This is a genomic window from Veillonella parvula (genome assembly GCF_018366295.1).
Taxonomy (GTDB): domain Bacteria; phylum Bacillota; class Negativicutes; order Veillonellales; family Veillonellaceae; genus Veillonella; species Veillonella parvula_P.
The window spans coordinates 26,833-40,792 of sequence record NZ_JAGZIJ010000005.1 but is presented as its reverse complement, the minus strand read 5'-3'; the positions used below and the strand labels follow the sequence as shown (position 1 = coordinate 40,792).

Annotated in this window: 10 protein-coding genes; 8 read left to right on the top strand and 2 right to left on the bottom strand. The window is 41.2% G+C overall.

What is annotated here, in order from left to right; translation table 11 throughout:
* The first annotated feature begins 5 nt into the window (after positions 1-5).
* From KHY58_RS05890 to KHY58_RS05860, 7 genes are all read left to right on the top strand, one after another.
* The gene (locus KHY58_RS05890; protein ID WP_278472485.1) at positions 6-2,999 is read left to right on the top strand and encodes an ATPase; all 2,994 of its coding nucleotides are present in this window, start codon (positions 6-8) and stop codon (positions 2,997-2,999) included.
* A 349-nt stretch (positions 3,000-3,348) separates the two neighbouring features.
* Positions 3,349-4,299: an aspartate carbamoyltransferase catalytic subunit gene (locus KHY58_RS05885; RefSeq protein WP_156696979.1), complete on the top strand. Its 951-nt coding sequence runs from the start codon at positions 3,349-3,351 to the stop codon at positions 4,297-4,299.
* The gene (locus KHY58_RS05880; RefSeq protein ID WP_123138508.1) at positions 4,283-5,569 is read left to right on the top strand and encodes a dihydroorotase; all 1,287 of its coding nucleotides are present in this window, start codon (positions 4,283-4,285) and stop codon (positions 5,567-5,569) included. Before KHY58_RS05885 ends, KHY58_RS05880 begins: the two co-directional genes overlap by 17 nt.
* The gene (gene carA / locus KHY58_RS05875; RefSeq protein ID WP_004695539.1) at positions 5,569-6,636 is read left to right on the top strand and encodes a glutamine-hydrolyzing carbamoyl-phosphate synthase small subunit; all 1,068 of its coding nucleotides are present in this window, start codon (positions 5,569-5,571) and stop codon (positions 6,634-6,636) included. The genes KHY58_RS05880 and carA overlap by 1 nt, the downstream gene beginning before the upstream one ends.
* A gap of 1 nt (position 6,637) precedes the next feature.
* Positions 6,638-9,838 (top strand): carbamoyl-phosphate synthase large subunit, encoded by a 3,201-nt coding sequence (gene carB, locus KHY58_RS05870; protein WP_278472483.1) that lies wholly within the window; start codon positions 6,638-6,640, stop codon positions 9,836-9,838.
* Between the two features lie 5 nt (positions 9,839-9,843).
* The gene (locus tag KHY58_RS05865; RefSeq protein WP_278472481.1) at positions 9,844-10,611 is read left to right on the top strand and encodes a dihydroorotate dehydrogenase electron transfer subunit; all 768 of its coding nucleotides are present in this window, start codon (positions 9,844-9,846) and stop codon (positions 10,609-10,611) included.
* Positions 10,611-11,561 carry a dihydroorotate dehydrogenase gene (locus KHY58_RS05860; protein ID WP_278472479.1) on the top strand — a complete coding sequence of 317 codons (951 nt, stop codon included), beginning with the start codon at positions 10,611-10,613 and terminating at the stop codon, positions 11,559-11,561. The genes KHY58_RS05865 and KHY58_RS05860 overlap by 1 nt, the downstream gene beginning before the upstream one ends.
* A gap of 188 nt (positions 11,562-11,749) precedes the next feature.
* Here KHY58_RS05860 and KHY58_RS05855 read toward each other — a convergent pair whose 3' ends face one another.
* Positions 11,750-12,640, bottom strand: a complete 891-nt coding sequence (locus tag KHY58_RS05855; protein WP_004695545.1) for a LysR family transcriptional regulator — start codon at positions 12,638-12,640, stop codon at positions 11,750-11,752.
* Between the two features lie 196 nt (positions 12,641-12,836).
* Between KHY58_RS05855 and KHY58_RS05850 the strand changes: the two genes are divergently transcribed.
* Positions 12,837-13,022, top strand: coding sequence for a hypothetical protein (locus KHY58_RS05850; RefSeq protein WP_004695548.1), 186 nt, complete (start codon positions 12,837-12,839; stop codon positions 13,020-13,022).
* 23 nt (positions 13,023-13,045) lie between these two features.
* On the opposite strand, the gene KHY58_RS05845 is transcribed toward KHY58_RS05850, so the two are convergent.
* The gene (locus KHY58_RS05845; RefSeq protein ID WP_004698470.1) at positions 13,046-13,699 is read right to left on the bottom strand and encodes a YigZ family protein; all 654 of its coding nucleotides are present in this window, start codon (positions 13,697-13,699) and stop codon (positions 13,046-13,048) included.
* Positions 13,700-13,960 lie beyond the last annotated feature (261 nt).

The window sequence follows — 13,960 nt, the reverse complement described above, 5'->3', positions numbered from 1 at the left end:
AATATATGTTTTCCTATAAATCAAGATATTGTGTAGCTGCGGCTATGGCTGCCATGGCTGCCCTTACAGGCCATGTAGAAGCTCGTGATATAGATTTACAATCAATTGGATATTTTCAGTTTTCTCCGTTACCACCATCTTTGGTGTCTCAAACGGATACATTGCTCCTATCGGATAGTCCTGAATATGTAGGACCTGTAGGAGGTACGTTAAGTGCAGGTACAATTAATGGCAATGGGCGTATCTATTTCTATCATGTAAATGAAATGGATCTACCTCACAAGATTGCTATCGTCTTAGAAAACCAAACGGCTTATCCAACTTCAGTACATGTCATGAGACAATTAAAATCTGTAGCTACACCTGACTATTTTGCAGCAGGTCGTGATTTGTCGCGAAAGGATTTGGAGCAACCTCTTAATGAAAGCCCAGATGCAAGACCGTTATACTCTCTTAGCATCCCACCACAAGGGCGTCAATTAATCTTTAGTGACTTAGAAAATACACCGGTAAATCGAGATGCATTATTTACGGGGATTGTAGATATTAAAACAGAAGGACCTATATTTGCGCGTGTCATGATGTTGCCTATGGGGATGGATCCTGTAGATGCGTCACATTGGGTGAAAAACCTTTCTATTGATGAAATACAATTACGCGGTACTTATACTGGTGCTAAACGTAATATGGAGGTTACTACACCATTCGACACTGCTTTAGGTGGTGCCTTTGTAGAAATTGGTAATGACCGAGAGGATACGTTTATCAATGGTGTAGACGAAATGCAAAATAAAGCATTTGTTCGTGACCGTGGTAACTATGGCGTATCGTATACGCTAAAAATTCCTACAAAGGGGAATGAACCGTTTAGACTGTATTTTAACCCTCTTGGGGGACCTTATTCTGGTTCCTTTACGGTAAAAGCATTGCATCAACAAGGTGCTAGACGAGGACAGACCGATACACGAACTTATCACATTGGTGGTGAAGATGGTATTTCCGCATTAGGGGAAGGTACTATATTAGATAGTCGTTTATTAGGGAACTATAATGCGGGCGATTTATTAACATTAAACTTTATACCAGCCGGTGCATCGAATTTGCCAATTCGTTTCTTGTTAATTCCTGAATCTCTTGCAAATCCACAAAAACATCAAACTATTGCTGTTAATGTGCCGAAAGATGTTAAAGATATTTTAGGGCATCCAACTCAAGGGGGCACACAAATACCTGTAGGCCCTGTAGGTGGTAAAGATGGAGATAAAGGGACAGTAGATACTAAAAAATCTACTATTGAAAGTCCAGCTAAGCGGGCAGAAACAATTGCTCATGAAGAAACTAAAAAGTTGAGCGATAAAGCTGTAGCAGATGTAAAAAAAGAAGCACAACTTAAAAAGGCAAAAGATGAGAAAGAAGCCTTAGCTCGTAAAAAAGCTGAAGAGGCTCGACTAGCTGCAGAAAAAGCCGAAATGTTGCGAAAGGCTGCAGAGGCCAAACATGCTGAAATTGAGCGCAAGATGGCTGAAAAAGCCGAAGCAGAGCGTAAAGCAGAGGAAGCTCGCAAGGCGGAAGCGGCTCGTAAAGCTGAAATGGCACGTATCGAGGCAGCGAGAAAAGCGGAAGCAGATCGCCTAGAGGCGGCTCGTAAAGCAGAAGAAGCTCGACTAGCAGCGGAAGCAAAACGTCTTGACGAAGAACGTAGGATTGAGGCTGCTCGTATTGAGGCCGCACGCAAAGCGGAGGAAGAAAGAAAAGTGGCTGAAGCTAAGGCTCGCTTTGAGGCGCAAAGAGCAGCAGAAAAAGCTGCTTTAGAGGCCAAAAGGGCTGAAGAGGAACGCTTGGCTGCAGAGGCTAGAGCTCGTTTAGAAGCACAACGTAAAGCTGAGCAGGAAGCATTGGAAGCAAGGCGTGCAGAAGAAGCTCGTAAAGCAGCAGAAGCGAAAGCTGCTTTAGAAGCACAACGTGCTGCAGAACAAGCCGCTCTTGAAGCGAAGCGTCAAGAAGATGCTCGTAGAGCGGCAGAGGCTAAGGCTGCTTTGGAAGCACAACAAATGGAAGCAGCAAGAAAAGCAGAAGAGGCTCGTCGTGCGGAGGAAGCGCGTAGAGCAGAAGAAGCTCGAATTGAAGCGGAACGTAAAGCTGAGGCCGCTCGCGTAGCAGCAGATGTAAAACGAGCAGAGGAAGCACGCAAAGCTGAAGCTGCGAGAATTGAAGCGGCGCGTAAAGCTGAACAAGCTCGTTTAGAAGCAGAAGCACGTAGAGCAGAAGAAGCTCGTAAAGCAGAAGCAGCTAGACTTGAGGCACAACGTAGAGCTGAACAGGAACGACTCGAAGCAGCGCGCCGTGCTGAAGAAGCTCGTCGCATAGAAGAAGCAAGACGTGCCGAAGAGGCTCGTAAAGCAGAGGCGGCTCGCATAGCGGCGGAAGCTCGTAAGGCAGAGCAAGAGCGACTTGCTGCAGAACGAGCTGAAGCAGAACGTCAAGCAGCCGAGGCACGACGCCTTGCTGAGGAACGATATAAAGCGCAACTAGAGGCAGAACGTAAAGCTGAAGCTGCCCGTCAACAAGCGTTGGCTCAAGCTGAAATAGAGCGTAAAGCAAAAGAGCGTGCTGAAGCGATTCAACGTGTTCGAGATCAACAAGAAAGCGCTCGTCGTCGTGCAGAACTTGCCCGTCAACAACTTGAAGCCGAACGTAAGGCTGCTCAAGCATCTAAGAGGACTCCTTCCTTTAGTGAACTTGATGATATTCATGGGGATACATCAAATGTAACTATTCCAAATGCTGTATCCATTGATGAGTTGACAAAACCTAGACCGACGGCATCCCAAAATACACGTCGTCGTGAGCAACGTCAGCCTCAATTGTCGCCAAATCAGCAAAATGTGCAGATAAATCCTGTAGCGAATGAGCCGCAACAAGATCAAATGCCATATACTCCACAAAATGAACAGCAAAATGATGAAGAAAACCCACCAAGATTATATCCATTAGGTTAAGACCCTTAATTTCTAAAAAAAATTTTAGATTAAAGTTTAAGATATAGAAGTGGATTAATAGCTGTTTAAATATAGAGAGGACAAGCAATTTTATATGCTTGTCCTCTTTTTAAAATCCATATGAATTTTGTGTTTTACATTGACTTTCAAAGGTGGATTCAGTACAATAAATAAAGAAATGCATATATGGTACGAGAGACCATTGCATAATACAATACCTTTTAATTTAGTCCAGAGAGGCTGAGAAAGGAATATAGTTGAAGTGCCCATAGGGGCTTCTTTGTGCAAACTATTTGACCTTTTGCCCTGGGCAAAAGGTCTTTTTTGTTACGTGAGTTAGGAGGAAATCATGGGACAAGTTAGCCTAAAAGGCAAAGATTTATTGGGTTTGCAAAATGTGTCACCTGAAGAAATCAAATTGATTTTAGATGTGGCAAAGAAAATGAAGAAAATCGTTCTTTCTGATGACAAGAAGGTTCCACTATTAAAGGGGAAATCCATTATCAACCTTTTTATGGAACCAAGTACTCGTACCCGTAGTTCCTTTGAGTTAGCCGGCAAATACTTAGGGGCTGACGTAATCAATCTTTCTCCTAGTGGATCTTCCATGGGTAAAGGTGAAAGTTTCCGCGATACATTATTAACTATGTCCTACATGGGTACAGATGCTATCGTAATGCGGCACAGCGCAGAAGGTGCACCTTTATACGCTACGAAAGCCGTAGATCCGATTATCATTAACGCAGGTGATGGCGCTCATGAGCATCCAACACAAGCATTACTAGACATGTATTCTATCTTAGAGAAAAAGGAATCTATTGAAGGATTAAAGGTGGTTATCCTTGGCGATATAATGCATAGTCGCGTGGCACGCTCCAATATTTATGGACTTACAAAAATGGGGGCTGATGTACATTTAGCTGGTCCTCGTACAATGGTATATCCAGAACTTGAAAAATTAGGTGTTACCGTACACCACGATATTCGTGAAGCCGTTGCTGATGCAGATGTGGTAAACGTACTTCGCATTCAATTAGAACGCATTCACTCTGCACTATATCCTACAAACAGAGAATATGCACGTATCTTTGGTATCAATAGCGATGTATTGAAATTAGCTAAAGACGATGTAATGGTCATGCATCCAGGTCCAATGAACCGTGGCCTAGAAATCGCACCAGATGTTGCGTATTCTGATCAATCAGTAATTCAAGAACAAGTGCGTAATGGCGTAGCTATACGTATGGCTGTATTGTACTTAACTATTATCGGAGGTGACGGTAGTGAGCTTGCTTATTAAAAATGGTACGGTAGTAAATCCGGCGAAAAAACAAAACGAAGTAGCAGACATTCTCGTAAAAGATGGTAAAATTGCAGCCATCGGTCAAAACTTAAATGCTGAAGGTGCTGAGATATATGATGCAACAGGTCTTATTGTAGCACCAGGCCTTATCGATATTCACACACATTTGCGTGAGCCAGGTCAAGAAGCGAAAGAAGATTTCCACTCCGGTACACAAGCCGCTGCTGCAGGTGGTTTCACACGTGTTGTAACTATGGCTAATACAAATCCTGTAGTAGATAATGCTGCGCTCGTAAGAGGGTTGCAAAAGCAAGCCGAACTTACTGGTGTTGTTAAGGTAGAATTTATTGGTGCTGTATCAAAAGGTCTTGAAGGTAAGGAACTTGCTGAAATGGGGGATATGGCAGAAGCTGGTGTAGTAGCTTTCTCCGATGATGGCCACTATGTAGAAAATGCTGCATTTATGCGTCGTGCTTTAGAATACTCGTCCATGTTTAATAAGATGGTTATCGACCATGCAGAAGATATTACATTGACTAAAAATGGTCATATGCATGAAGGTATTGTTTCTTATGAATTAGGTGTTATTGGTCGTCCTGCAGTAGCTGAAGATTTGGCTGTTGCTCGTGATATCTTGTTATCTGAAATGACAGGTGGTCATATCCATATTGCTCACGTAAGTAGTAAAAATACTGTAGATATGGTGCGCCGTGCGAAGGCTAAAGGTCTTAATGTAACCTGTGAAGTTACAAGCCAACATTTGTCTTTCACAGATGAATACTTACGCGAATATAATCCAGCATTTAAAATGGCTCCTCCAATTCGCTCAGAAGATCATCGCCAAGCATTATTAGAAGGCTTGAAAGATGGCACAATCGATGCGATTATTACAGACCATGCACCACATGCATACGAAGAAAAAGACCATGAATTCTGCTGTGCACCAAATGGTTTCAGCGGCCTCGAAACATCTTTGGCAGCGGTTATTACAAATGCATATGGTCCTGATAAACTTAGCATTGATCAAGTTGTGTACTATATGAGTACTCGACCAGCTGAGTTGATGCACCTTGATGCAGGTGTTCTTGAAGTTGGTAAGCCAGCGGATATTACTGTATTCTCTACAACTGAAAAGTGGACAGTAGATAGAAATAAATTTTATACAAAAGGTAAAGTTAGCCCATTTGATGGTATGACTGTTACAGGTAAAGCTAAACTCACAGTAGTTGATGGCAAAATTGTTATGAAGGAGGGCGTAGTCTTATAATGAAAGGCAAGTTAGTTCTTGAAGATGGTTCCGTGTTTGAAGGTTCCTTATTAGGTGGCGCCCCAACGGTAGGTGAAGTTGTATTTAACACAGGTATGACCGGGTATCAAGAAATCTTGACTGACCCATCCTATGCGGATCAAATTATTACATTAACCTATCCTTTAATTGGTAATTATGGTACTTTAAATTCTATCACTCAAGGTCCTAAACCATATTGTAAAGGTTTTATTGTAGGTGAACTGTGTGACTTTCCATCTAACTGGCAAAATGAGGGGTTATTTAGTGAGTATCTTCGTTTGCACGGCATCCCTTGCCTTTATGATGTAGATACACGTGCGATTACACGTGTTCTTCGTAACCATGGTGTAATGAAGGGCGTACTCGTACGCTCTGATTACCCTATGGAGGATATTCAAAAATTGTTTAAACAAGACTTGCCAACAGATCAAGTTATGCGTGTAACTACAAAATGGCAAGGTATGCGTGGCGATAAAAATGCTGAATTCCACGTAGCGGTAATGGATTATGGTGTAAAGGAAAATATCCTTCGCTCTCTAGAAGCTGCAGGCTGTCGTCTTACTGTATTTCCTGCAGATGCTAAGGCTGAAGATGTGTTGGCAGCAAATCCAGATGGTATTTTTTTATCTAATGGCCCTGGAGACCCTCAAGATCTTGGCTATGCAGTAGAAGAAGTAAAGAAAATGTTTGGTAAGAAACCAATCTTTGGCATCTGTATGGGGCATCAAGTATTGGCACAAGCTTATGGTGGCACCACATTCAAATTGAAATTTGGTCACCGTGGTTCTAACCATCCTGTACAAGATTTACGTACTGGTCGGGTATATATTACATCTCAAAACCATGGTTATGCGGTAGATGATACTTCTTTGCCAGCTTTCGTAGAAATTACACATCGTAGTGTAAATGATGGTACCGTAGAAGGTATGCGTCATAAAGAATTGCCAATCTTCTCCGTACAATACCATCCAGAAGCATCCCCAGGACCTACTGATAACCTATATTTATTTGACGAATTTGAAGACTTAATGAGAAAGGGAAAATAATATGACCTCAGAAGCAAAAAAAGTACTTGTAATTGGTTCTGGTCCAATTATTATCGGTCAAGCTGCAGAGTTTGATTATGCTGGTACACAAGCATGCCGTTCCCTTCGAGAAGAGGGTTATAAAGTAGTATTAGTTAACTCCAACCCTGCTACTATTATGACTGATACAGATATTGCAGACCGCGTATATGTAGAACCGATTAGTCTTGAATTCGTAACAGAAGTTATAAAAAAAGAACGCCCTTGGGGCTTGTTGGCTACATTAGGTGGTCAAGTAGGTCTTAATATGGCGGTACAATTGTCTGAAGCTGGCGTATTAGAAGAATATGGTGTAAAACTTCTTGGTACAACTCTTGAAGCCATTAAACAAGCCGAAGACCGTGAACTCTTCAAAGAAGCGATGAAGGAAATCAACCAACCGGTTCCTGAATCCGATATCTTTAACGATCTTGAAGAAGCAGTAGCCTTTGCTAATCGTATTGGGTATCCTATTATCATTCGTCCTGCATACACATTAGGCGGTACTGGTGGAGGTATTGCCCATAATGAAGATGAAATGTATGAAATCACACGTCGTGGTTTGAAACTTTCACCAATTCACCAAATTCTAGCAGAACGTTCCGTTGCAGGCTGGAAAGAGATTGAATACGAAGTAATGCGCGATAGTGCAGATAACTGCATCATCGTATGTAATATGGAAAATATTGACCCTGTTGGTGTGCATACTGGGGATTCTATCGTTGTGGCACCAAGCCAAACCTTGAACGATATTCAATACCAAATGCTGCGTACCGCATCTGTAGAGATTATCCGTTATTTAAAAATCGAAGGCGGTTGTAACGTACAATACGCTTTGAATCCAAATAGCAACGAATATATTGTTATCGAAGTAAACCCTCGCGTATCTCGTTCCTCTGCATTGGCATCTAAGGCAACTGGGTACCCAATTGCGAAAGTAGCAGCAAAAATTGCAGTAGGCATGACATTGGATCAAATTACAAATGCTGTAACCGGTGAAACTAAAGCATGCTTTGAGCCGACTCTTGACTATGTAGTAACTAAGTTTCCACGCTGGCCTTTTGAAAAATTCAACTTGGCAGATCGTACCTTGGGCACACAAATGAAAGCCACTGGCGAAGTTATGGCCATCGACCGTTCTTTGGAAGGCTCCTTACTTAAAGCAATTCGTTCCTTGGAAATTGGTTTAGACCATATTGAGCTTAAGAAAATCGCTCATGAGTCTATGGAACAATTGATCGAACGTTTACATTTAGTAGATGATGAACGTATCTATGTTGTAGCAGAAGCACTTCGCAAGGGAATCAGTGTAGAAAAAATCCACTATATTACAAAAATTGATACATTCTTTATTGAAAAAATTAAAAACATTGTTACTGTGGAAAAAGCATTGGCTGAGCAAGGTTTAACAGAGGATGTATTGCGCAAAGCAAAACGTTATTCCTTCACTGATTCTGTTATCGCTCGTTATGCTAATACAACTGTAGAAGATGTTCGTGCAAAACGTAAAGAATGGAATATTCTTCCAACATATAAATACGTAGATACTTGCGCAGCTGAATTTGAATCTAAAACACCTTATTACTACAGTGCGTATGCACAAGAGGATGAGGTTCGTCCATTAGGCGATAAATCCGTAGTAGTACTTGGTTCTGGCCCGATTCGTATTGGTCAAGGCGTAGAGTTTGACTACTGCTCCGTACATTCCTCATGGGCCCTTCGTAAAGCGGGTTATCAATCTATTATGATTAATAACAACCCAGAAACAGTGTCTACTGACTTTGATATTTCTGACTCTTTATACTTTGAGCCATTGACTGTGGACGATGTAATGGAAATCATCAATAAAGAACAGCCAGCTGGCGTCATTGCTCAATTTGGTGGTCAAACGGCTATCAATTTGGCAGGCCCATTGGCAGAACGTGGCGTCAAAATCCTCGGTACATCCGTAGATAGCATCGATATGGCGGAAGACCGTGAACGCTTTGATGAATTGTTGGCGAAACTTGGTATCCCTCGCCCAGTAGGTGCTCTGGTAACCTCTGATGAAGAAGCACAAGAAGCAGCTAAAAAGTTGAAATACCCATTAATCGTTCGCCCTTCTTATGTATTGGGCGGTCGTGCGATGGAAATCGTATACAACGATAAAGAGCTTGATGTATACATGAAGGAAGCCGTAGTAGCATCTAAGGAGCATCCTGTTCTTATCGACCGTTACATGGTTGGTATGGAGGTAGAGGTTGATGCTATTTCCGACGGTACTGATGTATGTATCCCTGGTATTATGGAACAAATCGAACGTGCCGGTGTTCACTCTGGTGACTCCATGGCCGTTTACCCAGCTCAACATTTAAGCCAAGAATTGATTGATCAAATTGTTGACTATACACGTCGTATTGCAGTAGGCCTTAATGTTAAAGGGGTACTTAACATTCAATACATCGTGGCTGATGGTGAACTTAATGTAATCGAAGTTAACCCTCGTTCTAGCCGTACCGTACCATTCATTTCTAAGGTAACAGGTATCAATATGGTGGAATGTGCAACACGTATTGCCCTTGGTGAAAGCTTAAAAGATTTGGGCTTGCCACTCGGTCTTGTACCTAATAAACCTTATGTAGCTGTAAAAGCACCTGTATTTTCCTTCTCCAAAATGGGGCTTGTGGAAATCGCTCTTGGACCTGAAATGAAATCTACAGGCGAAGTTATGGGGATTGGTCGTACATATTCTGAAGCTTTATTCAAAGCTATCAATGGTGCGAACATGCGTATCCCAGAAGATGGTACAATTCTCATGACAGTAGCAGACCGTGATAAAGAGGAAGCTAGTCAATTGGCAAAAGGCTTTATCGAATTAGGTTATCACATTGAAGCAACAGGTGGTACAGGTAAATACTTCAAGGAACATGGTGTTGACTGCAAAATAGTTAACAAAATCTCCGAAGGTAATGACAACTGTGCTGACCATATTCGTCAAGACAAGGTCGATCTTGTACTTAATACATTGACTGCAGGTAAACGTCCTGAACGCGAAGGCTTCCAATTACGTCGTCTCGCTGTAGAAATGGGTACACCTTGCTTAACAAGTCTTGATACAGCACGGGAAGTATTGCGTGTTGTGGCGAATCGTAAAGATGATGCTAACTACTCTGTAGAAGCGTTACAAGATTTTGAATTGGAGTAATAACCATGAGTGGCTATGTAGAACAGGGCGAAGTCGTTCGCAATGAGCAAATAGGCTCTGATGTGTGGATTATGGATATTCACGCACCAAAACAAGCAGCAGAAGCAAAGGTAGGACAGTTTTGTAATGTTCGCGTAGCGGACTCTACGGCGCCATTATTGCGTCGCCCTATTAGCTATGCTGGATTCGATGCCCGAAAGGGTATTATTACTCTTTTGTATCGCGTCGTAGGTAAGGGGACTGAAATTATGACACGTCTCGTACCTGGCGATACACTAGATTGTTTAGGACCTTTAGGGGAACCGTTTGTAACATCTAATAATATGTTACTTGTCGGTGGCGGTGTTGGTATTGCACCGATGCTATGTATTGCCTCTCATTTAAAAGAAGGGGAAGCAGCACAAGTTATTTTAGGCTTTAGAAATGAAACTGAAACCTTCTGGGCAGATTTATTTAAGGATACACCTGTTACAGTACATATCACTACTGATGATGGTAGTGTGGGCATAAAAGGTTTCCCTACGGCTATTATGCCAGACCTAATTAATGCTAATTCCTTTACCTCTATCATGACTTGTGGTCCTATGCCGATGATGAAAGGCGTAGCTCAAGTGGCTAAAGAACTGAATGTGCCTTGCCAAGTTTCTCTTGAGGAGCGTATGGGCTGTGGTACTGGAGGTTGTTTAGGCTGTGCTTGTGATGGTGCAGAAGGTAAACGCTATAAGGTTTGTAAGGATGGTCCTGTATTCCCAGCTGAGGAGGTGTTCTTTTAATGCGTGAACGCGATTTAAATAACACCGTTACGCCTAATCCAAAGCTTGCTGTTGATTACTGCGGTATTAAGATGAAAAATCCTATTATCGCTGCATCTGGCACCTTTGGTAATGGCCCTGAGTATGCTGGGTATTTAGACCTTAGCAATGAGGTAGGAGCTATCTCCGTAAAAGGTTTAACACCAAAAGGACGTCATGGCAATCCTGGTACTCGCATTGCAGAAACACCATCTGGCGTATTGAACTGTATTGGTCTTGAAAATCCTGGAGCTGAACATTTTGTTAGAGAAATTCTACCAGAGCTTAAGAAATATGATGTACCATTGCTAGCGAATATGTCTGCTGGTACAATTGATGAATTTGCATGGATGGCAGAGACATTATCTGTAGATGGCATTGCAGGATTAGAAGTCAACGTATCTTGCCCAAATGTAGAATGTGAAGGCATGGCCTTTGGCGTAGATCCAAAGGTCGTTGAATCGGTAACTAAAGCGGTTCGTAAGGTAACGGATAAACCTGTTATCGTTAAGCTTTCACCAAATGTAACAGACATTGTAGAAATCGCAAAGGCTGTTGAAGCAGGCGGTGGTAATGGAGTAAGTCTAATTAATACCTTGTTGGGCATGGCTATAGATATTCATCGTCGCAAGCCTGTATTGGGGAACACTTATGGTGGATTATCTGGCCCAGCCGTAAAGCCCGTGGCTCTTCGCATGGTGCACCAAGTTTATAAAGAGGCAACTATTCCTATTATTGGTCTTGGTGGTATCATGACTGGCACAGATGCTATCGAATTTATGATGGCAGGGGCGCAAGCCGTTCAAGTTGGTACAGCTACGATGGTAGATCCAACAGCAATTTCACGTATTGCCCGTGAAATGAGTGAATATGTAGAACAATATAATCTTAACAGCATCACTGATATTGTAGGTGCTGTTCATCAAGTATAACAGAATCATATGTACGGCGAGCTTAAACAACCATAAGATTTGTCGTTATATAGGATATGATACAAAAAGACCTAGTACATTTAGTACTAGGTCTTTTCTTATGTATTGAATTGGGGTCTATAATTACATAGATGCCAATTATATAGACTGTTAATGTCATAGTATGGTAATAATATGTATAATTATGATTATACATATGCTTTGTAGAAGTCAATAAATTGCTGTGCTACTGGGGAAAGTGCATGGCCTTTAAGTGTGATAAAAGCTTTTTTGAAATCCCCCGAGAATTCTGGCAATTTGATGCGGGCCATTTTGCGATGATTGATGAGTTCCTTAGCGTCCATTGGGACTAAAGAAACTGTACGACCAGAAGAGGCCCACTCAATAGCTGAGCTTTTTGTGGTAGTGATAGCTACCGCATTAAGTTGCTCCATATCTGTTAAGCTAGATTGCATAATCATTCGGACAGAGCCACCAGAAAGGGAAAGGGGACATTTTTTTATGTCTTCCCACGTGATGGTATCATGCTCACGATCTGTCCAGAATACATCACGGCGGAAAATAGCGTATAAATGCTCTTCTTGGGTAAGCAGGATATCGAATTTATCGATATCTACCATTTGAATATTGGCGATACCTAATTCGGCGCTACCGTTGATGAGTTGGGTCACTACATTTGTCATAAGTCCTTCATAAATTTCAAAATGGACAGATGGATATTTCATGGAAAAAGCTGGTAAATATTGCTGTACGATTGGCGTTGAACGAGATGCAGATGTCGCAATGCGTAAAGTACCTTCAATGCGTGAATTCAATTGTTGTACAGCATTATATGTAGATTCTTCAATAGAGCAGAGTTGTTGTGCTTTTTCATAGAAGATTTTACCAGCATCTGTTAATTGCAAGTTTGATCCTCGTTGGCCGCGTTTAATGTTGATTAATTGAGCCCCAAATTCAGCCTCTAAATATTTCAACTGCTTACTTAACGCTGGTTGTGTAATATGAAGAATCTCTGCGGCCTGTGTCATATTGCCCGTTTGAACAAGGGTAATAAAATTGTGGTAGTAAGATGTATCCATAGAATCTCCCTATTATACACATAATATGATAAATAAAAATTATAACGAACTAAGTAACGGTCATTTCACATTTAATAAAATGCTATATATACTAAATTCAACAAGGTAATAGAAAGTAAATTAAGTTTTAAATTATCTTTCTATACTTATCATAAATTTTGATATAATAGCAAGAATTAAGAAAGTAGGTACTACTATGGGCGTGGTAAAAAGAACCTTAGGTCAAGCAATTCGTAATTGGGAAGCACGTAGATTAATGACGGCTCGTAATAAAATTAGCCGGAAAAAACAATTAGAACGAGTATGGCCTTATCCTATGACTAAGGAAAAACGTCGTGAACTCGGTCAAGGTATAGCCGGTTTAGTTAATAACGGCAATTAAAAGTTTGGAATCTACTAACTAGATTATTTATCTAGTGGTAGTACCACCTCAATAGAATCTAATACATTACAAGTAGCAGCTCCATGACTTATGTCTTGGAGCTCTTTTTGTATGCGCTCTACATCAGTAGGTGGTATTAGGATTGTTATGTCTACATATTCACCAAAGCTTGCTTCATAGTGTAATTTTTCATCCTGTACATATCTTTCTACTGCTCCATACAGTGAATAGTCAATCTTTGCTTGTAGCCGAGTTCGTGTTGTATGTAGTTCTTTAGGCGCAAGACGTAAGGTTTCCGCAACGGAGTGTGAATAGGCCCGAATCAAGCCACCAGCGCCCAATTTAATGCCTCCAAAATAACGTGTTACGACGACGGCTACATTGGTAATACCAGTCTTTTTGAGTACTTCTAGCATTGGTTTACCTGCTGTGCCTGATGGTTCTCCATTATCGGAAGATCGTTGTTGTTCTTGCTGTGGGCCTAATGTATAGGCTGTGCAGTTATGGCGCGCATCCCAGAATTCTTTATTGATGCGGCTTATAAAGGTTTGGGCTTCCTCTTCAGTCTTGCAAGGATATACTGTTGTTATAAACCGTGATTTTTCAACAACATATTCATGGCGAAATTCCTTTGCTACCGAAGTAAATTCCACTGTAGGGCTTACTGATTCAGACATATATTCACCTCCTTTGGAATCAAAGTTTATGTTTATTCATCATCACTTTATTATAATCTATTTATGAAGGCTATGTATAGGTAAAAGCGGTTAATTCCCTTATAAAAAAGAAATAGCCTCTATATTTGGTAGGATATTGACGTAATGAGAATTTATGTTATTATTAAATGTAGATATATGAGTAGTTAGTCATGTAATATGTTCATATATTGAAGTTTTAAAATATATTGAAACATTCTTAGTGAACTTGTTTATGGCTAT

Coding starts and splice junctions, on each gene's coding strand:
- carA (WP_004695539.1), top strand. CDS start 5,569: ATGAAAGGCAAGTTAGTTCTTGAAGATGGTTCCGTGTTTGAAGGTTCC.
- KHY58_RS05845 (WP_004698470.1), bottom strand. CDS start 13,699: ATGTCTGAATCAGTAAGCCCTACAGTGGAATTTACTTCGGTAGCAAAG.
- KHY58_RS05865 (WP_278472481.1), top strand. CDS start 9,844: ATGAGTGGCTATGTAGAACAGGGCGAAGTCGTTCGCAATGAGCAAATA.
- KHY58_RS05855 (WP_004695545.1), bottom strand. CDS start 12,640: ATGGATACATCTTACTACCACAATTTTATTACCCTTGTTCAAACGGGC.
- KHY58_RS05860 (WP_278472479.1), top strand. CDS start 10,611: ATGCGTGAACGCGATTTAAATAACACCGTTACGCCTAATCCAAAGCTT.
- KHY58_RS05850 (WP_004695548.1), top strand. CDS start 12,837: ATGGGCGTGGTAAAAAGAACCTTAGGTCAAGCAATTCGTAATTGGGAA.
- KHY58_RS05890 (WP_278472485.1), top strand. CDS start 6: ATGTTTTCCTATAAATCAAGATATTGTGTAGCTGCGGCTATGGCTGCC.
- KHY58_RS05885 (WP_156696979.1), top strand. CDS start 3,349: ATGGGACAAGTTAGCCTAAAAGGCAAAGATTTATTGGGTTTGCAAAAT.
- carB (WP_278472483.1), top strand. CDS start 6,638: ATGACCTCAGAAGCAAAAAAAGTACTTGTAATTGGTTCTGGTCCAATT.